The sequence below is a fragment of the Nocardia sp. NBC_01730 genome (assembly GCF_035920445.1).
GTDB lineage: Bacteria > Actinomycetota > Actinomycetes > Mycobacteriales > Mycobacteriaceae > Nocardia.
In genome coordinates this window covers 1,354,023-1,375,011 of sequence record NZ_CP109162.1, presented here as the reverse complement: position 1 = coordinate 1,375,011, position 20,989 = coordinate 1,354,023, and the positions used below count along the sequence as shown (strand labels likewise).

General features: G+C 61.3%; 11 protein-coding genes and 1 pseudogene. 8 read left to right on the top strand and 4 right to left on the bottom strand.

Features of this window, described 5'->3' with window-relative positions; translation table 11 throughout:
• Nucleotides 1–16: 16 nt before the first annotated feature.
• The 4 genes and pseudogenes from OHB12_RS36125 to OHB12_RS05290 all read right to left on the bottom strand — a co-directional run bounded on the left by OHB12_RS36125 (nt 17) and on the right by OHB12_RS05290 (nt 3,127).
• A complete protein-coding gene (locus tag OHB12_RS36125) occupies nt 17–181 on the bottom strand; it encodes a hypothetical protein (protein ID WP_442799967.1) in 165 nt (54 codons plus the stop codon).
• On the bottom strand, nt 141–1,016 hold the full coding sequence (locus OHB12_RS05300; RefSeq protein ID WP_327116689.1) for a hypothetical protein: 876 nt from the start codon (nt 1,014–1,016) through the stop codon (nt 141–143). The genes OHB12_RS36125 and OHB12_RS05300 overlap by 41 nt, the downstream gene beginning before the upstream one ends.
• 156 nt (nt 1,017–1,172) lie before the next feature.
• Nucleotides 1,173–1,343 (bottom strand): hypothetical protein, encoded by a 171-nt coding sequence (locus OHB12_RS05295; RefSeq protein WP_327116685.1) that lies wholly within the window; start codon nt 1,341–1,343, stop codon nt 1,173–1,175.
• Nucleotides 1,344–1,983: 640 nt separating this feature from the next.
• Nucleotides 1,984–3,127 (bottom strand): annotated as a pseudogene (locus OHB12_RS05290) (IS3 family transposase).
• Between the two features lie 213 nt (nt 3,128–3,340).
• Between OHB12_RS05290 and dpdE the strand changes: the two are divergent.
• From dpdE to dpdD, 8 genes are read left to right on the top strand one after another with little or no spacing between them, the layout of a single operon-like run.
• The gene (dpdE, locus tag OHB12_RS05285) at nt 3,341–6,694 is read left to right on the top strand and encodes a protein DpdE (RefSeq protein WP_327116683.1); all 3,354 of its coding nucleotides are present in this window, start codon (nt 3,341–3,343) and stop codon (nt 6,692–6,694) included.
• Nucleotides 6,681–9,275 (top strand): protein DpdF, encoded by a 2,595-nt coding sequence (gene dpdF, locus OHB12_RS05280; protein ID WP_327116681.1) that lies wholly within the window; start codon nt 6,681–6,683, stop codon nt 9,273–9,275. The genes dpdE and dpdF overlap by 14 nt, the downstream gene beginning before the upstream one ends.
• Nucleotides 9,276–10,181, top strand: coding sequence for a protein DpdG (gene dpdG / locus OHB12_RS05275; RefSeq protein WP_327116679.1), 906 nt, complete (start codon nt 9,276–9,278; stop codon nt 10,179–10,181).
• Nucleotides 10,174–13,212 (top strand): protein DpdH, encoded by a 3,039-nt coding sequence (gene dpdH / locus OHB12_RS05270; RefSeq protein ID WP_327120899.1) that lies wholly within the window; start codon nt 10,174–10,176, stop codon nt 13,210–13,212. Before dpdG ends, dpdH begins: the two co-directional genes overlap by 8 nt.
• Nucleotides 13,205–13,882 carry a hypothetical protein gene (locus OHB12_RS05265; RefSeq protein ID WP_327116677.1) on the top strand — a complete coding sequence of 226 codons (678 nt, stop codon included), beginning with the start codon at nt 13,205–13,207 and terminating at the stop codon, nt 13,880–13,882. The genes dpdH and OHB12_RS05265 overlap by 8 nt, the downstream gene beginning before the upstream one ends.
• Complete coding sequence (dpdJ, locus tag OHB12_RS05260; protein ID WP_327116675.1) at nt 13,879–18,363, top strand: protein DpdJ; 4,485 nt, start codon at nt 13,879–13,881, stop codon at nt 18,361–18,363. The genes OHB12_RS05265 and dpdJ overlap by 4 nt, the downstream gene beginning before the upstream one ends.
• Nucleotides 18,360–18,887, top strand: a complete 528-nt coding sequence (gene dpdK / locus OHB12_RS05255) for a phospholipase D-like domain-containing protein DpdK (RefSeq protein WP_327116673.1) — start codon at nt 18,360–18,362, stop codon at nt 18,885–18,887. The genes dpdJ and dpdK overlap by 4 nt, the downstream gene beginning before the upstream one ends.
• Entirely contained in the window at nt 18,884–20,929 is a 2,046-nt protein-coding gene (gene dpdD / locus OHB12_RS05250; RefSeq protein WP_327116671.1) for a protein DpdD, read from the top strand. Before dpdK ends, dpdD begins: the two co-directional genes overlap by 4 nt.
• Nucleotides 20,930–20,989 lie beyond the last annotated feature (60 nt).

The following is a 20,989-nucleotide window of genomic DNA, read 5'->3' as shown; positions in this document are numbered from 1 at the left end:
ACCACAAGAACCAGCTTCAGTTCGCTGTCCGTCGCTGGGCAACGAGTTCGATCGGCGGCCGGTAGTCGCGGGCGCTCAAGATCACGCGACGCAGGCTCCGGTTGAGGTATCGACGGTCGGCGTGGTCGAGACCGCCCGAGCTATCGATGATGTGTTGGCCGGTGAGGGCCAGGTCGTTCATGCACCTGAGTACTTGCCGGTCGGCCGTCGTGGCGAGGACGAGTTCGGGTGTCCCGGTGTCGGCGAATGTGTCGAGCGGTAGTTTCTCGTCGCGGAGATCCCATTGGATGAGGCCGGTCGTGAGGGTTCTTCGTGCACCGCAGGATCACACCGCGATGGTAGGGGCGTTTGGTTTGTTGTGCCTGTCCGCTGGCGTAGCGGCGTATGAGAGCGGAGAACCGGCTCGGGGTCGCGGATCCGGTGAATGCTCTGGACCATCTGCCGCGGTCGATGTTGGCGATGAGCAGACGAAGCGCCACTACAGCATCGTTTCGTGCGCCGGATAGGTTGGGGTCGGCCAGTTTCCATCTCTGGATCTGTGCACAGTGCTGGTGGACGATTTCGAACAGCGTGGCGAGGTCAGTAACGTCTTTGTCGGTGCGGCTATGCCAGGCGAGGGCTTTGAGGACGACTGCAGCCTCGATGTCGGGTATTGGAACGGTGAACCCAATGGTTTCGCCGGCGGCCAGGGTTGCGGTGGTGTGGGCGATCACTGCGTCGGTCACGACGGTGAAATGGAGACCGGGTACTGCGTCGAATGCGCGACCGGCGACCTCGCTGGTCTGTCGCGCATTGTCGTATGAGGGGACGAGGATGTCGACGTCCAACAGTCCCTTCGCAGTGGTCATGGTGTAGCGGTTGCTCTTTTCGAGCTCGTAGCCGAGGCTAAGCAGGTTCTGGTGTAGATGTTCCGCCGAGGCGATGAGGGCCTGTTTCTCCATCCCGGCGGCTGCGTCGGTGGTGCCACGCAGTTGCCAGCCCTCAAATGGGTAGATGTGTTGCAGTAGTTGGACCATGTGTCCGCCGATGACCCGGTAGGAGTCTTCGGGAAGCTGCGTGGCCGCGGCCGCGAGGTTGGCCCGCGCGAGGAAGCCGCGGTCGGCGGCGTTGCTTGTGGAGACGATATTGATCTGGGCGCGGCGATGGTCAGGCACCAAATACTCCGGTCTCGATCACGGCACGCAGACGGGGCGCCGCTTCCTCCGTGGTTCGCGTAGTGCTGGCGTTGAGCAGATCCCATAGCGTGATGCGGCATCGGCAAGTAGATGGCGGTCGGTGTAGCGCTCGCCCAATGCGGCGGCGACGTGTGCCACGGTCGGGTCTTCGGGTACAGCCACCGTCATGGTCGCATCATCCGGTGCAGCCGGCGAGAAACCGACAGGCGTGAAATCGACGATCTCCGGCAAGTACAGACAGACGGTGGCGGGGAGCTGCCAAGCCGCGTATCTATCGGCGGCGAGATCGCCGGAAACCACGGCTTGTAGTTCTAGTTCGTCCAATAGCTGCAGTGCTGTCGTCGTCTGAGACGCCGGGCTGTCCAACCCGTACCAGTAGCTGACAGTCCCTCCGGGACCGGCATAGCTGTCCAGCCAAGCATCGAGCGCACCTTTGAGTGCGATCCACCCTGCACGTCACGAGCGACCTCGGCGGGAATCCTGTGCAGGCCAAGGGAAACTGCCTGCTGACTGATGCCGACCGTCGCGGCGAGTTCAGACTGCTGCAGGGGGCGAGGCGATAGCGCTAGGACACGCAAGATCGCCTGCCGTCCCCACCCGGGTCTGCGACGTGCCGCGGTATGTCTAGAGTCGTCGGGCTCCAGCAGCACTCGCCCGCCGATAATAACCAGTTCAGGCTGCTCGGTGACTGAATCGAACTCCCCGACAGCCGCAGCGGCCACAACGTCGGGTGTCGCTGAGGGTGCCACTGGCCGGTCCCCGATGATGCGACCACCCGGTGATAGAGCCCGGGGTGTTCGATCCGTCTTTAGTTGATGTCGCAGGCCACCGGATGGTGGGCATGGCTGCAGCGGGCAGCGTACTCGGCCGGTGTGAGATAGCCCAGCGCCGAATGGCGATGCCGCCGGTTGTGGTCGGCTTTGAAGTCGCCGATCACGACACGGGCCTCGAGCAGGGTGGTCCAGTGGTTACGGTTCAAGCATTCGTGGCGCAGCGCCGGTTGAACGACTCGATGTAGCCGTTGTTCCACGGAGTTCCGGGCGGAATGTAGGAGATCCCGACCTTGTCGGCGCAGAACTGTTGCAGCGCATCCGAAATCAGTTCCGGTCCGTTGTCCATCCGCAGCACCTTCGGCGGCCCGCCAGCCGCGGTGAACACCCGCTCCAGCTCGGTGACCAGGCACTGGGCGGTGATCGAGCGTTCGGTCAGGTGCAGCAGCGATTCGCGGGTGTGTTCGTCGACCATGGACGCGATCTTCACCGCCCGCCCATCGACGGTCGAGTCGAACTGGAAATCCAACGCCCACACCACTTTCGGTGCGTCAGCGCCGACCAGTGGCACCGACGATTGCCCGGCCCGTTTTCGCGGCGAGTGGGCACGAACCTGTAGCCCTTCTTCGCGCCAGAGCCGGTGGACTCGTTTCTTGTTCACGCCGCTGCCTTCGTCGAACCGCAACGCCGCCCAAGCCCGCCGGAACCCGTGGCACGGGTTCTTCGCCGCATACGAGCGCAACCAGGCCCGCAAGCCGGCGTCGGGATCGGCGGGTGTTTGCGCGGTCGGCAGTCGCCGATATGTGGATCTGTGGAGCCCAACTACCTTGCACGCGAACCGTTCTGACATGCACTTCACCTGCTGGAGCATGTCGACGGCTCGTCGCTTGGCTGCTGGGCTCACCATTTTCCCTTGGCGATCTCCCGCAGAGCGTCCTTCTCCAGCTCGGCATCGGCGAGCAGCCGCTTGAGCCGCGCGTTCTGTTCGCGCAGCTCTTTGAGCTCTTTGGCGGCGTCGGTGTCCACACCGCCGTACTGGCGGCGCCAGTTGTAGAGCGTCGCGGCCGACACGCCCAGATCGGCGGCGATCTGCTCACCGGTCTGACCTGCCGCGGCGAGCTCGTCGGCACGGCGGAGCTTCCGCACGATGTCCTCCGCGGAGTTCCGTTTGCGTCCTGCCATGGTTTTCAGTGTCCCTTCCGGCCCTGACCAGGGCCAACAAGGACTCTAAAACCAGATGGACTCATTCACCGGGGACAGGCCACCACGTACAGCGTGCGCCGGCCCAGCCCTATCTGACACTCCCGTAAGCTATTTGGAGCCCGAGGATGCCTGTCGAGTCCAGCGAGTGAAGCGGACGCCAGTCTGTTTCCGATCTTGTCGGTGCTGCGATGTATGTATATGAATCGAGGTATCACGACGGGGACCATTAGAGGGGGCTTAACTGTGACTCATCGATTCGCGGTGGGCCAATTGGTCGAGTGTGTCGGTTCTCCGGGGGTCGGACGAGTGGGCGAGATCAGCGATGGGCACGCCCGCGTCGACTTCTTCGAATCCGTTGCTGTGCCGGTGGCTCTCTCTGAGCACGTGCCCTTGACCAAGTGCCGCCCTGCTGTCCTCGGAGAGGCAACACGGGTGTTTCGCCGTAACCCTGATACTGGCGATTGGCTCGCGGGCCGCGTCCAGGCGTCCGCCGGCGGAAAATACTACGTGCAGTTCCCCAACTACGAGTTCGGCTTTCCTATCCCTGAGAAGGAACTCCGGGTGCGGTGGGATCGCCCCGTTGCGGACCCGGTCACGGTATTGACCGCTGGCGGGCACGAATCAGCTTACTTCCACGACGCCCGCATCCCCTTCCTTCAAGACCTTGTAGCCCAACGGGCGGCGAGCGCTAACACCCCGGCGTTGTTGTCCTCCGCGGTCGAACTCTTCCCCCACCAGATCCGCGCTGCGTTGACTGTCCTGGCCGACCCGGTACAGCGATACCTACTGGCTGACGAGGTTGGCCTGGGCAAGACCGTCGAGGCCGGCTTTGTCATCCGGCAGACTTTGATCGACAAACCAGATGCGCGGATCTGCATCGTGGCCCCGGATGTCCTTAGGAGGCAGTGGATCCGGGAGCTCAGCCTCAAGTTCTTCATCGAAGACTTCCCTCGCGCCAAGATCAGTTGCGTAGCGCATGAGAATCCAGAGCGATGGGCCAAAAATCATGGCAGCGATCTTGTGGTCGTCGATGAGGCGCACCGCCTCGTCCACGCGAGCGGCCCCGATGAGTCCCCTTACCGGGAGCTTGCGGGCTTGGCGCACTCCTCGACACGCCTCCTGCTGTTGTCAGCGACCCCCGTTATGTCCCATTACCTGACGCAACTGGGCATGCTCCATTTGCTCGCGCCAGACCTCTACCGCTGGACCGACCGCGATGCGTTCGAAGACAAGTACCGATTGCGGTCCAAGTTGGCCGACTGCGTGTTCGCGCTCGATAGCGAGTACACCTACCTCCTACCCTCCGCGATCACCAGGATCCGTGAACTACTGCCTCCGGAGGACAAGCGTTTCGCCGAGCTCAGTCGTCTCGTTCTCGATCTACTGGCCGATGACGACGAACTGTTGTCGAGTGCAGACGCTCTGGAACTCAAGGCGCGCACCGAGGCTCTACGAGCGCATATCAGCGAGGCCTACCGGCTGCACCGGCGGGTTATTCGGCATCGCCGTCACACTGTGCTGCACGATGATCCTGACGCCGAGTTTCTGCCGTACGCAGTACGCGGCCGGCAAGATCCCGAAGCGATCGTGATTGGTAGTGAGGCACACGATCTCACACAGTTGATCTTGTCCGATTGGCGCTCGCAGGTCTGGGATCACCTACTCGACAACGGCTTGGAAGAGTACAAGCCCGCTTACAGCATGATCCTCGGCATCCTGGTCTCCAGGGGGACCGTGCTCCCCCATGATCTTCAAGACGCCCTGGAATGGCGAGTCACCAAGGATGAAAACGCAGCTACCCGCGCTAGTCTCAGCGAACGCGAACGGGTTCTGCTGACAGAACCGGATTTGTTCGATTTCGAGCGCACCATCCTCGACGAGCTCCGGTCACGGTCCGCAGGGCCCACCACGGATTCCGTCGAGCACCTCGATGATCTGATCAACGCGATGCTTCCGACACTCCGAGGCAGTCACCGAGTCGTACTCTTTTGCGGGCCAGGGAGTCTCGCTGGCAGCCTTGCCGACCGTTTGGCACAGCGGTTCAAAAAGCTGGCTGTCTACGAGCACAGCCGACGCCTTGATATGGATGCGTCGGACGAGGCCGTTTCGGCCTGGTCAGCAATCGACCAGACAGGCAGTCGAGTCCTCGTAGTTGACGATTCAGCCGAGGACGGACTCAATCTCCAGACTGCAGATGCCATCGTCCACGTCCGCCTGCCGTGGTCACCCAACCAACTTGAACAACGGCTGGGGCGAGTCGACCGCTATCAAGCCGTCCATCGTGGCCCCATGACCCCGGCGCTGCAATACAGAGTGGCCGACCACGACCCGGGCGCATCATTCCTCGAGGCCTGGGCCCAACTCCTCACCCGGGGCTTCCGTGTGTTTTCCGACTCCGTCTCTACCCTCCAGGATGCAATCTCCGAGGGTCTCAATGAAGTCTGGACTGCTGCCCTCGAATACGGACCGGAAGGATTGCAAGCCAAAGCCGAGCAGGTCCACAAAGAGTTGCAAACAGCCCAGCAGGAGATCGACAAGATGGACATGCTGGAAGCGATTCACGAAACATCTACCGAGGGCCGGGATATCGCAGAGTCTGTGTTGGCGATCGAGGAACACTGGCGCGGGATGCGGGAGGCCATGCTCCGATATGTGGCAGACGAGGGCGGCATCAAACTGCGACACGTCGACCGCACCGTCGACGGGTGTGCGAATGTGGTGTTCGACCCCTGGCAGTCCCGGCCGCTGATTGATCCCCGCCAGTGGCAGGCCGCGCGAGCACAGTTGCCCGGAGCAGCGGTACAAGGCGCGTTCAATCGGTCTGCTGCCCTGCGGGCACCCGGCACACGACTCTTCCGCACCGGAAATCAACTGGTCGATGTTCTAGCCCAGGCGATCTACCTCGACGACCGCGGACAGGCATCGGCCTTCCGCCGGATCGACGACCGCTATCACGGCGATCCCACCGCCTATTTCGGCTTCGACTACCTCGTAGAAGCCGACCTGACCAGCGCTCTAGATCTGGTCAGAGGCCACGCTGATGCTCTGACCGCACTTCGCCGTCAGGCAGATAGGTTGCTGCCGCCGTTCACTCTCAAGGTTTGGATCCAAGCTGGTGCATCCTCGCCGATCTCGGACGAACGGGCCCTGGGGTGGCTCAATCGTGCGTATGACAACAGTCGGGACCATAACTACAACATGAGCACTACCTCTGAATTGTTGGAGATCTTCGGTGGCTGGGACCGCTATCGCAGCGCAGCAGATCTTGCCGCGAGAACGGCCCGCGACCATCTTTCAGAGGTCACTGACCTCGCCCAAAAATGCGGTCGGGCTCAGGAACAATCACGTCTGCATGCTGCGGTCTCGATGGCGCAGGCTCAGACTCGTCAAGCTGCGGGTCACCTCGTTGGTGACGCCGAAAGCCTGTTGACCGATACGGCCGTGGTTAACGCCCTCATCGAAGATCTGTCCCAGCCATCGGTGAAGGTAATCGCCGCTACGTGCATCATTCGCGCGGGACGCGAGGTGCGGCGTGACAGCAAGTGACTGGGTCAAAGCCAAGCAACTGTTCTCCGCATGGCCCGAAATGGACTCATCAGAGATTCAGGGCACCATCCGCCGACTCGCTGACGCTTTGGCGGGTTTGCGAACACGCTCTGCGGGATGGCGCGATATCACATCGCTGACCAGGCAGATCTTGCTAGAGGCGAGTGCGAGCGGCAACATGTCGCCACTACTCGTACCTGTCACTTCAGAAATGCCCACCGTCGAACAGTGGCGAAGTTCCGGATGTGAGGCTCTAATCACCACGGTCGGCACAATCAGCGTCTCGGCTCAGCCTTGGCATCCGTCGGTTTCTGAGGGTCGAGCCACCGATGCGGCGAAAGCTGACCTCAAGGAGATCTATCTCGGCCGAGACTCTGCACAGCGTCGTAGTTTCAACGATGTGCTCGGGGATCCGTTCTGGGCAACAGCGCTTGGTTACGACAACTATTATTCTCTTGGTCAGCGGCAGGCAGCACGGAGTGTCATCATGGCTCCGCCTGGAAGCACGGCGATCGTCTGTCTCCCTACTGGACACGGAAAGACCCCGGTCGCCCTCGCCCCGACGCTGCTCGGAGGTCGGGCGCACGGCGGATCCATCGTGGTTGTTCCGACCGTTGTGCTGGCTCTCGATATGGAACGCCGTACTCGGGACTTGCTCGAAGCCCGGGGCGTGAAGTCGCCTACGGGACGTTACGCCTTCACTGGTGATCTTTCCGAGGACGTCAAGAAACAACTTTGCGACGACGTTCGATACGGGCGCCAGCCCATCCTGTTCACCTCGCCAGAGGCCGTTACGACTACCTTGCAGCGGCCCTTGGATGAAGCAGCCGCAGCGGGATCGCTCCGCTACTTCATAATCGACGAGGCTCACCTGGTCGAGCAGTGGGGGAACGAGTTCCGGCCCGACTTCCAGACCATGGCAGGACAACGCCGAAACTGGCTACGCCGGGCCCCCGCTGGGCGTGAGCCTAGAACGATCGCGATGAGTGCAACCCTTACGGCCCAGCAGATCGAGACCTTGGAGAACCTATTCGGTGCCCCGCAGGCAACCGACCTTGTCTGGGCTTCACAACTCCGTACGGAACCCAGTTACTACATCGAATCACTTCCCACTGAAGTAGCCCGCCGCGAAGCGGTGATGCACGCTCTCGCCAGGCTACCCAAGCCATCGATCCTCTATGTGTCCACCGTTGAGGCAGCAAAAGACTGGGCCGCCTTGTTAGCGGAATCCGGAATGCGTCGCGTGATAGCGGTAACGGGCAGATCTATACCTGAAGATCGTCGAGAGGCGATGGAAGGCTGGGGAGGCCGCGACGCTACTGGCAGAATTCCGACTCGGTTCGATACGGTCATTGGAACATCCGCCTTCGGGCTGGGAATCGACCTCTCCGACGTGAAAACAGTGGTCCACGCCTGCATGCCCGAAACCGTCGACCGTTACTACCAGGAAGTCGGGCGTGGCGGCCGCGATGGCAGCCCTTCGCTTGCATATATGGCGACCGTGCAAAAAGACATTCGGGTCGCAGAGTCATTGAATGCCGAGATAATCCTCTTGCCGAAGACTGCTTGGGAACGCTGGGATGCGATGTTTCAGCGGCGCATTCCTCCCGACGCCGATGGCGTCTACCAGATCGACTTGGACAGCTACCCGGCCAGGCTTTCCATGGGGTTTAAGACCAACCGCCTCTGGAATATTCGAGCGCTGAACCTCATGGTTCGAACCAAGCTCGTTGAACTGACCTCACCCAAGGCTCCTCAGCAGGCGGAAGATGAACCTCACGATACCTGGCAGCGACGGCAGCAGGGATACCTTGAGTCCTTGCCGTCCAGGGTCGATGTCCAACTGATGGACGGCCGAACAAACGACAGAGATTACTTCCTGCGAAGAATCGGCCCAACGCGAGATCGCATCCTGACGAGCCAAAATTCTGCGCTTGAGCGACTACGCGCAGCAGTTCGGGGCGATCGATGCATCGCTGATGTGCTGTCTGATTACTACGTTGTTCAGCGCCCGGAGGGGACTCTCGAAACCGCGCCCGCATGCCGGGGATGCCCCCATTGTCGTGAGCACCAGGAGTTCCCTGTCGCCGGTGGATTCTACCGAACGCCCTGGGAACCTCATCCGCCGGTCGTCAAATGGCTCGACGTACCAAGTGACCCGCTCGGAACCTTCCGCGGACCGGGACAGACCAGTCTCAACATTTGGTGGGAGCGTGACGACGAGCGCCGAGATTTGGTACCAGACCTCGTGACCGAACTCTGCAGGCGTGGCATGACCATTATCGGCGGAGAGGGGATCAGTGATGCCATGACCAAACGAATCCAGCGTGAAAGCTTGCCGCATGCACTGATCGTCGATTCCGATGAGGACATGCTCACCGCCTTCCGTGGGCCGCTCGTTTGGATCCTCGACGGCTCCCCGGAATCGATGAACGGTGCGGCAGCCGAGCGATTCGAAAGCTCCGATGTCACCTACTTCATTCATTGCCGGAACCTGGAACACCCCAGCAGACCTGGTGCCAGGCTGATCGATATCCACTCCAGCAATATTTCCATAAACAGAGCGCTGAGGTCCCTGTAAATGGCATTGATCAACGTCTACAATGGGCCGCCCGTGCTGCCAACAGCAATGTGGGCCACAGTCCGTTTTCTGGCGTCGGAGAAGCGACCCGTCCGGCTCGACAAAGCCCGGAACGTGCTCAGCCCACCCACCGTCTACGCCGACGACAAGTTGCTCGATGCAGCCATATACGGGCTGGCGTCCCTAGGGCTGCTGAACAAGTCCGATGATGAGAGACTCGAATTAACCGGTCCGGCCAAGGACCTGGACGGTACGAACTACTCCGGGTTCGTGTCCGTATTACGTGTCGCTGTCCTCGCTGCGGACCTGAATTCGGGGCTCGGCGATGACGACAGCCAGGTGGGCCCTCGGGACCTCTGCCGCGCGTTGTGCTGGTTCCTCACTCAGGATCCTTTCGGCGAGCCAATGAATTGGTTGGCTGTCGAGCTACGCCAAAACAATGCGCTCAAGCCCGAAGTCGGCGAAGTTTTCTCCACCAACGCACGTTGGTCACCATTCGTCGCCTGGGTAACAACCCTCGGCTTCGGAGCGCCAACGCTGGCAATCAAACCAGGAACTGCCAGCCACGTGGTGGCCGACTGCACCCCAGCAGTGAGAGAGACCGTTCGATCACTCTGGAAGCCAGGCGACACCGTTAGCGCAACGGACTTCCTGCATGGCTTGCGTAGGTCCCTGCCAGTATTGCCCGGCGGAGCGTACTCGTTGGCGGTCGGGCTCGATTCTCCCGGTGACGACAGTGCCGGCCCGGCGCTGTCGCACGCGCTCCTCCGCGGCGTCGACGAGGGCTGGCTGGAACTACAGCGTTTTGCGGACGCTAGGCAGATTCTCAGCGTCTACGACCCAGAGAATCCGGATTTCCCCCGTTCGTACAACTCCGCAAAGATCGGTGGGGATCTTCATGCCTGAACTTCGCGGTCACCTGTGCTGGGACCCGGACACCGCCAGCAGGACGGTCCATACTGAGGCAGTCAAACCGTCCGCGGCGGTCTTCCTGGCCACCCATGCCCCGCTCCGCATCCGCAAGGCCCGCATCCAGGGACGTTCGCTGGTCCCTATGGACAGCGCCGTCACGGAGAAGGCAGTTCTCGACGACTTCCTGAACCGGAAGGCCGACACCGGCACACTTCTGATGCCGATCGTGGGTGACTCGGGCTCGGGAAAGTCGCATCTCGTGCGCTGGGTGCGGGAGAACATTCCGCCACGCGACAAGTATCAGGTGATCTACCTGGAGAAATCGCAGACGAGTCTCAAGGCGGTCGTAGAGGCCCTGCTCAAGGGAGTTGAGGACGATTCCCTTGCACAGTTGCGTTCCGACGTTCGCTCGTTCAGCGTCAGTCTCGACGACACCGGGTTGGCCCGCCGCCTGATCAACGCACTCAATGAGGCTCTTGCCGCCACGACAGCGAAAGATCTGTCAGGAGATGCTCGAGTCCTGGCCGGCCCCAAAGGCTTAGCGGCGATCCTCCAAGATCCCTACATCCAGGCGTACATGCTCGCGCCGGGAAAGTTCGTGCCGCAGTTGGCCCATCAACTTCTCCATGACCGGGACCTCGATGCCCCTGAGCGCCCGGTGGGGTTTACCACCGGCGATCTTCCGTTGAACGTGCAGGACATCAAGCAGGCCGCGAAGATCTCGCAGAGTCTCCTGCAAAAACTGCTGTCCGACCCTGTTCTCAAGAACGCCGCCGCCGATCTGCTCAACCAGCATTTGGAGGCGGCCGTGCAGAGCGCCTCCAAGATGGGGACCGGCCGAATGCATGAGGCCATGCTGCAGGTCCGGCAGGCATTCGCGCGTCAAGGCAAAGAGATCATCCTCTTGGTCGAGGACTTCGCTCTCATCCAGGGTGTCCAACGAGAATTACTCGAAGCGCTGACCGAGGCCGCGACTCGCGAAGGTCAGTTGCGCTACGCGCCTATGCGCACCCTCATGGCGGTAACCACCGGCTATTTCCGGGAGCTACCGGAGACGGTGATGAGTCGGGTTTCGGCTGCAACCACTGGTTATGTATACAACGTCGACCTGGTTTTCGGCCCCGAAGACAACGGCATCGAACAAATCGCTTCGTTCGTCGGCCGGTACCTCAACGCCGCTCGGATCGGTCACGAAGTACTCGACGGTCTCAAGAATCGGCCTGTCCCGAATCGTTGTGACAACTGCCCGCTCAAAGCCCCGTGTCACGAGTCCTTCGGCCACACCGACGAAGGCTTCGGTCTGTACCCATTCAACAGGCCAGCGGTGGTACGGATGGTGCATTCAGTTGCCCCCGCCGATAAGGAGTGGGCATTCATCCCACGATCGGTGCTCAGCAACGTCCTCCGGCCGACGCTGGTCGACAGTTCCGCCGAAATTGCGGACGGTTCGTTCCCTTCCCCCACCTTCAAGGAACGGTTCCGTACCGCACCAATTGATGAAGCGCTGTCGACTGCGGTGGCGGAGGAGGTCAACACCTACGACCAAACCGACGCTGAACGCCACAAGTTGGTGCTCGAGTTCTGGGGAAACGCGCCGACCGAACCGGCCGAGGTGGACGCCGGGCTCCTCCGAGCTTTCGGTTTGCGGCCCCTGCCCAGCGAAGTCGGGTGGTCCAAAGCTCCGAAGAACCCCACTGTTAGTACGGCAACCCCAGACCGTCCTCCCGCCCCGACGGATGTGATTCCGGAATCCCTACGCCGGAGGATCCAGAGTGTTGAGAACTGGGCTGCACGCGATCAGCCACTTCCAGTGGATGTTGCCAGGGACATACGCAAGATAGTGAGCGAGACGGTTATCCGCCGCTATCCGTGGTCATCGCCGCTGATGAAGGAGATGACCGCAGACGAAGTAAACAAGGCGTGGCCGGCAAACTCCACGGTGGTCTCCATTCGCGGAGCCGTCGGTGAGAACTTGCCAGGAGTCGACAGGGCTCCCATCACGTTCGAACGAACCGCTCGGAACAGTCAATTCTTTCAGAGCCTGCTCCGCACCAAGGCAGGGGTCGCGGGAACCCGCGCCGAAGATCTCAGACGGCTCGCATGGATCGGCGAAACGAAATCCGACGCGCTGACTGCGGCACTTGAGCGGCACTACGAGATCTCCGACGCCGAGTTGGTCACAGGATTTCGCGCTTCGCTGCTGGGTGCCGCGCTGGCCGGGCGGGCATGGCCGGGAATGGCAGACAACGACCTTCTATCGGCAGCCCTGGATGACGGGCGCGAGTGGAACCGTGGCGATAGGAAACTCCGCACCACGAGTTGGCAGCAAATTCTCGCACGTCACATGGAGAATCGGGCTCCGCTGGTGGACAAACTCAGCAGTAGTGTCGGGCTTTCCCAGGGCACTGGTGCGGTAAGGATGGTCGACGCCGCCCGGGCACTCCCGCTGATCCGTACAGCCGCCCAGTCCTGGACCTGGACTGGCCATCAACCACCACCGAGTTGGGTCAGGAACGCAGTCATGGGGTTCGCCGGATTGGACACATGTCTCGACGAGCAGGTCAAGACGCTGAGCGCGGGCCTCAACAGTGTCCGGCAGTGCCTTCCTCGTGGTGTCGGCGGTCGCGAAACCATTGACGCGGTCCGTGCGGCGCTGAAGGAGTCGGAGAAGGTCGGGCTGCCGCCGAACCGAGACAAGAAAACCCAGCTCAATGATTTGCTGTCCCGCGCGGAGACGGCGGAGTGGCGCACTATCACGACGCTGGAAGACGACCTCGACAAGATCTCCTCGTCCGAAGGTGCCGAGTCGATCTCCGCCAAGGTCAAAGCGGCGGCCCGAGATCGTAGTGAGTCCCTCGAGATCATCCGAGACTGTCTTGTCCTGGCTGACGAATGGCTGACCGGTGCCCTGTCGAATGCCGCTGCCCGCAGCGATACCGCCGGCGACTCGGCCGTGCAGCAATTGCAGTCCGTGCAGGACGAATGGGCAACGCTGATCGAACCGGAGGACGAGGGGAATGACTGATACTTCGGTGCTCGCCAAAGCCCAGCGGCTTCAAAGCGCGGCCCGCAGGCTGGATCTCGGACGCAAGGACGAGCAGGAGGAACGACGCGTACTTGAGCGCGTCGGCAACCTACGTGATGCGCTGGCCGAGCTTCGGATGCAGATCCGGGTCGCGCGCGCGGTGGAAAACGCGACGGGCAGCAAGGTCGACATCTCCGGCGTAGACCGGGGCAGGGCAGAGTTCGTCCGGAAGGCAGCCGATGGCTTGCCCGGAAATCCAGCATTCATCAGCGCCAACAGGAAGATCGGCGAGGCAATCGACATCCTCTCGGATGCGATGGCGAAGCAGTGGCAGGCCTGGGCAGCAGACCAACTGGAAGTTCTGCCCGAGGGCCGAATCGCGATGCTGGCGCAAGGTCGCCAGACCGAGCTCCGGTCGGCGGTGAAGACTCTCAAGGCATACGCATCAGCGCCGCCGACAGTTGCGAACATCACGGCCTTTGCTGCGCGCTATCGGCACGTCGCGCAGGAACTCGATGCGGCCCCCGATACCCCGGTCGCTTTGTCAGTACTGCTCGAACGTCTGGGCTCTCAAGCACTTACCCTCCGCGACGTCAGAGATGAGGAGATCGCGCTCCTCCGGCAGTACAACATGGACCTGGAGATCGAAGTACGGAGGAAGCGCTTGTGACAACGGATCTCAGCCGAGAATTCGCTGGGCATCTGCTCAACGTATTGGAGGATCTCGAACTCCCCCTGTTGTCCTGGGGAGTCACAGATGGCGCGCTGTCCGAGTCTGAAGTATTGGAGGAAATCGCTGACGCGCTCGCCACACATCCGCAGCCTCCGGTGGGCTCCACTCCCGAGGACGTCCTAGACGAACTACGAAATCGGGCACTCCTTTTCCGGATTCGGCCGCACTCACCGAGGCGGTATCGAACCCGCCTCGCCGAGGGCTTACGCTTGGCCACGAATCTGCGACAGATCTTCGCCCCACGCGACCGTGGGGCGCCTCTACCGCTCAATTTTTGGCAAGCGAGCCCCCAGTTAGTCGCGGATTACCGGCTGGACGCCCCCTTGCGTCGATACCCCAAGCGAAACATCCCAGGACCGGATGCGCTTCTAGACTTGAACAGCACCCCTGGGTGGGGACCGGCTCAGGACCGCGTCGCCGCTGCGTTGATCGGCACACGGGAACTGTCTCAATTCCAAATCGCAGCTACCCGTTCGATCTTCGGATCACTCAGCGAACGTCAGTCCGCTGGCGTGATCGTGGGCGCTGGCACCGGCAGCGGGAAGACTATGGCCTTCTACCTCCCGGCCTTTGCCTCGATGGCCGAGCGTGCCACGACGGGGCGATCGCGAGTCCACACACTCGCCCTCTATCCACGAAAGGAATTGCTGCGCGACCAACTCCGTGAAGCACTTTCGAGCGCACGGACAATCGAGCCCGGACTCACGCAGGGCGGCGGACGCCCACTGCGTATCGGTGCGCTCTACGGTGATACGCCCTCTGACCCCGGCGATCTCGACCAGCGAACCAAACCGGTTGCCAAGGCATGGCGACAGCAGGGCGAGGGTTTGATCTGCCCCTTCACCGTCTGTCCGAAATGCGCGGTCGGAGAGTTGCTGTGGTCTCACGCAGACCGGAGGGCTCGCTCGGAGAGACTCACTTGCCTCAACTGCAAGACAGTCGTTCCGCATGGCCGACTGGCCTTAACACGTAAATCGCTTCGGGACACCCCTCCCGATCTGCTCTTCACCACGACTGAGATCCTCAACCGGCACAGCACGAACCCCTGGCTCGGCCGGCTACTCGGGTGGTCCGGGTCAGAAACACCCGCAGTGGTCCTGCTCGACGAAGTCCATTCTTACACCGGCACCCACGGCGCGCAGGTTGCTCTGCTCCTGCGACGCTGGAGGCATGCGGTTCGGAATCGCGTCACATTCGTTGGACTCAGCGCGACGCTGAAGGACGCCACCCAGTTCTTCGCTCAACTGACCGGGTTACCCAGTCGGACGGTCGAGTACATCGAACCGAGCCCAGCAGATATGGAAGAGGACGGCAGAGAGTACGCGATCGCCCTCCGCGGCGATCCGGTGTCCGGAGCGAGCCTTCTCTCGACGTCGATCCAGACGGCAATGCTTTTCGGCCGGATACTTGATACAGACAACCAACGCTTCCTTTTCGGCTCGACTGGCTTCCTGTTTACTGACGATCTCGATGTGACCAACCGTTTCTATGACAATCTCCGAGATGCCGAGGGTAGGCAATCGCGGGCAGGTCGGCTGTACGGGCCCGTCCTCGCCGCTCTCCGCTCACCCGACCTTCCACAACACGAAGAGCGCTACAGAGACGGCCAATCGTGGGACTTGACCGACAAGATCGGACGCTATCTGGACCCAGGCCTATTGTCGGGCGAACTTCACATCGGCCGCACCTCATCGCAGGATGCGGGGATGGATCGCAGCGCAGATCTGACCGTGGCCACAGCTTCGCTGGAGGTCGGATTCAACGACCCCCGTGTGGGCCTGGTGCTCCAGCACAGGTCGCCCCACAGTGCCGCAGCCTTCATTCAACGCCGCGGCCGAGCGGGACGTGAACGTGGAACCCGCCCCATCACGATCGTGACGCTGTCCGACTACGGACGCGACCGGCTCAGCTACCAGGGCTATGACTCCCTGTTCGCACCTGAGATCACGGCCCAGAACTTGCCGATCCGCAACCGCTACGTCCTCAAGATCCAAGCCAGCCAGGCGATGTTGGACTGGCTCGGACGCGATCTCCAACGCGCGCACCACGGGGTCAATCCGCGTGCTCTACTAACTGCACCGAACAGCGGGGCGCCCCAGTCGAATTCTGACGCGTCCACCTGGCTTGCCGATCGCCTTGAGGAACTGCTCACCGACGCCCAACTTCAAAGCCGCTTGGCCCGTCACTTGCAATCAGCCCTCCAAGTCGACTCCGACGAAGCCCAGGCATTGATGTGGGAGCAGCCGCGGTCGATACTCCTGGCCGTTGTTCCGACTGCCCTCCGCCGTCTTCGCTCCGGATGGCGACCACTCCGAAGCGATCCGGGCGCGGCGCCGAAGTCGATGCTCCCCGAGTTTGTAACAGGGACCCTCTTCGAGCCGTTGAACGTCCCCGAAGTCACGTTCGAACTGCCGTTTGAAACCAAGAACGGCGATGAAACGCGTATGCCCATCGCAAAAGCCTTGCGCGAAGCGGTCCCTGGCCGAGTGAGCAAACGGTATGGATACGAGCGCGATGAGCACCGGACCTGGATCGAGGTACCCGAGAGCAGCGAACTGATTGAACTGAGCGAACGCCTGATACCCGAAGCACATCTCGAGGGGACGTGGCAACTGTCCGGCAGTTCGTCGGGCGACTACGTGGTGCTTCGGCCTTACCGGCTGAATCTTCAAGAACCATCTACCTCGATCAACGACCGCTCCCAGGGGGTGCCGTTGTGGGGAACCCAGATCGTCGCGCCACCCAGCAGTTTGCGCAATGACGCGGACATCCCAGACCCGTCACCCTGGAGAGACCGGATTAGAGGGTTGAGCTTCAATACCCATGCTGGGGGAAATCCCGTCGACGTTCGACGCATGACATACGGTGCCGACTGCGATCTTTCGTTCAACAATCCTCGCCTCCCCAGCGAACGGCGCAGACTGCGATACACCCACGGAGGTAAACCAGCTGCGATGGGATTCCACCTAACCGTGGACGCCATACGCATCGAATTGGCGCCGCTCGACTGGGAATCACCAGTCGTTCAGACCTACGTGTCATCACCTCAGTGGCGTTCTCAAGCTTACTTCCGTGCGGTAGATGAGGATCAGACACTTGCGGAGGTCAGCAACTCCTTCCAACGCAACTGGCTGGCCCTCATCTACATCACCGCATTCTCGCTGGCCGGGCTCGATGGAACAAAGTCTCCCGAACAAGTCTGGGCGACCCTAAAGGGTGGCTCATGGCGCGATGACCTACAGCAGATTCTCAACGTTCTGTATCGAGACGACTCGTCGAACGCTCCGACAACCAACCGTCTTGTCACAACGTTGACCGAACTCAGCCTGCACGAAACGGCGACCGAGGCTCTCGACCGGGCGGGACGCCTCCTTATCGACCAAGATGTCGCCGCGCGAACGCAGGGGCTGGCTCAGCGGGCATATCGAGATTCGCTCGCGGCAGCGATCCTCGCCGCAGCGCTTCGGGCCTGCCCCGATGCTCAGGAGACCGACCTGATCGTCGACATGGTGCCTGGGCTTGATGTCGAGGAGTTCGACACTGTATGGCTGACTGAGACCACAATTGGCGGCGTCGGCGTCATCGAGCACATTGCCGGCTTCTACACAGCAGACCCACGACGATTCTGGTCACTCGTTTCCGGTACATTGCGGCCCAACGAGTACGAGTACGTCGACTCGACCGTCACCCGGCTGCTGCGGGATATCGTCGCTGACCGACCGACCGGAAAACCAGCACTCGCAATGGCGGCCATGCGTGCAGCAAAATCAGCCGAAGCAGCCCGTATTGCGCTGGGCCAACTCCGTTCCGCCTGGGCCGAACTGGATGGACCGCCTCGACACGGTGCTGTGGCGGCAGTTTCCACCCGCCTGCTCCGCCCAGGCAGCAGCCCAGAGACCGACGCAGCGAGCTTGAGAATTCTCGATGAATGGACGGCGCTGGAACAACGCCTCGGATTCGAGGTCGACGCTCGTGTCATCGCCTACGCCGTAGGCATCGGTGAACTCCAAACTGGCGGACAGCGTCTGAAGGCTGATCAGGCCTTCAGCATGATGTGGCCACGGGGGGCACAGGCGCGGACCCAGCACCTGGAGTACTACCAACCGTATGTCGGCTACGACCGCCCGCCGGTGATCGATCGGCTCTTGATCGAGGCCGCGCACGACGAAAACCTGCCCACCATCGACGTGACGGAACTCGGGTGGGAGAAGAGATATCAGCAGGCATTGGCCGAGACTGGCGCTGTCGAGCTGGTCTGTCCTGTCAGCGATCGAGCTAGTTTCAGCGACGCGATCAGTCGTATTCCAGTGGTACCGATAGATCGCGACGTACTGCGCGTCTACGGCGACCTCGAGTCGGTGACTCGATTCGGGTACGTGTACAAGGCGAAGGTTGAACTGCGGGAGGCAATGCAGTGACCGGTCTAACGCGCACCGTCCGGACTGGCAATCGGATGCGACTGCGAGCCGACTCAATACTCAGTACCGCGCTGCTCGCCGAATTGGCGCACCCGGGCGGCTCGCTTTGGCTGGTGTCAGGGTGGATCACCGACATCGATGTACTCGACAACGCCCAGGGCGCCTTCGACGTACTGCTCGGTGACAGCCCACCTACTATCTGCCGGCTCTCACGGGTACTCAGCCTCATCGCAGACGCTGGCTCTCGTATCCACGTCGTCACCAGGGAAAACTCCCACAATCAGATCTTCGCTGCGCGGCTGCAGCAGGCTATGACAGATCCGAAGCGCCAACTCGACTTCCGATTCGACGACAAGATCCATGAGAAGACGCTATGCGGGCGTGACTGGATGCTGACCGGCTCGATGAACTTCACTGTCAGCGGCCTAGGCGAGAACGAGGAGTCGGTCACCTACAAGGTCGACGACCCCGAGGTCGCCCAGGCTCATCTGGACTTCTCCGAACGATGGAAGGAACAGGCGTGACTGTTGGGGACGAACCCGGGACCGAACGCAACGCCGAGGCGGCCCGTGTCGAAGGTTTCCTCGAAGAGTTCCTGGGCCACGATAACGACGCAGGCAATCCGCGATACGAGGGTTCTGTCAGGCCGTTCTTGGATAGCCTCCGCCGCGGAGATGACACTCCGGTCATCCTGCCGCGCTTCTCCCTCGGTTCGGACACATTCTCTATATACGTAATAGCCAAGTCCCCATCCCATGCGACTCAGGTTCGAGAACTGATAGGAGCCTTCGTCGGCCCAACCTATAGCACGAGGGGGGACTCGGTTCCAGCCAACCTGGACCCAACTGACCCAATCGACGCTGCAGTGATCGATTTTGGCGGGGCCGGTACGACATTCGTCTTACACACCAGTTCGAACAGCCAGCATCGAGTAAGCCTTCGGAAGGCACTCAGCCTGATGCAGCAGACCATCGCTCGCAGGAATGTCCGGTCATGGAATAACATTCGACCGCTGGGACGCTTGATTGCCGAATTCAATGCGTCGCTCGCGGCGGGCGGAGTTGGGTCGTCGAAGTCAATTCTCGAGCAGATCGCCGCGCAGGGCGGAATCACGGCTACGAATCTTGCTCACCTGCGTATCAAACGCCTTGATCGACTTGGCCTGAGCCACCACCTACTCACCTTCGATGGCTTAAATAATGTTCTCCGACAAGATCCTCCATTCCCAATCAAGGAAGCAGTGCTAAATGCGCTTCACGCCACGCTGGTCACAGAACCGCTCGGCAGAGGCGACACGCAGGACGCCTGCGACCGACTACGCGACTTTGGGCTGCCTCTACCAGTAGGCGCCGATATTCGTCTTTACAATGACGAAGCAGTAACCGTGCTCTTCACTGCAGCGGTCGGTCGGCGCGATGCGCAAAGCCTTACCATAATGCTCTCAACTCTGAGAGAAGAGGCGCGTATAGCCGCAATACCTGACGTTCTCCTGCAAGAGGCATCCGCGCTATCTGCAACCGTGTCGCCTCCAACCCTCCCTGAAATCTCCGAACTCGAAGCGGAACTGCAGCCGACGCACAACGGTATCGATGCGGAGTTCCCAACAGATCCAGCACCAGCCTCGGAACCCGAGTCTTGGATCGAGTTGTTCCAAGGTACCGCTCAGGGTACCCGGGTCGCAGCCGCAGCATGCCGCGATGAGAACTGGCGGTCCTGGCCCTCTCCATCGGAGTCCGATATCGCGCTCGCGCAGGTACTCACTGAACTTGATGATCAATCGTGGCACCGAGCGTGGGACTTGGTAGGGTCCGTCATCGACGCCGTGGGGTACGGTCTATCCGCGCCTCTTACCGTCCGCGAGTTCATTACCTACGCTCTCACATTCGAAAAACTCTTGCCCGGCGATCTCATTACCGTACATGCCCTTCTTGAGATCTTCCTCCGCTCTTCACCATCACCCAGTAGCTACCGCGAAGTCCTGGAAGAACTGCGGGAATCCTGTTCCCAATGGGTATCCCCTGAGAATGCCGTGACGGCGCTGGACTTCGCCGACCGCCTTGTGCTCGCCGCATGCCCAGATGACAGCGCGAGATTAAACCTCGCTCTTGCGATTCTGCGGCCACTCAATCGATATCAGGGACGGCTCGAACCCGAAACTCTATCCTTCGCCCGCCAGCTTTCCGATGAACTCGATGTGCGACTTGAATGGCCACGAGTGGAAGACCCCGGGGAGGACAGCCCGTTCGATTCGCTCTCCGGGACTTCGATCTTGCTATATTCGCTGGACGAGGCCGTGCTCGCCCGAACCTCAGCAGAGTTGACACGCATGATTCCCGGTCTACGCGTCTCCATCTCCCACGACAAGGTAGGAAACACAACGCTCCGGGAAAAATCCCGGAATGCCGACGTAGTCACGCTCGCAACCCGATGCGCAAAACATGCCGCCACGGGGTTCATCACTGAGAACGCCGCGAATTCAGAGATCACCTACGCGGATGGGAGCGGATCTGCCTCACTATTGCGTGCGGCGGTTGCGGGACTTCTGGGTATCGGCAAACTCAGGTAGCCGCACGGTCTTGGTGCTGTTACGACATGTCGTCGCCGACTGGCCGTCGGACGCGGACTC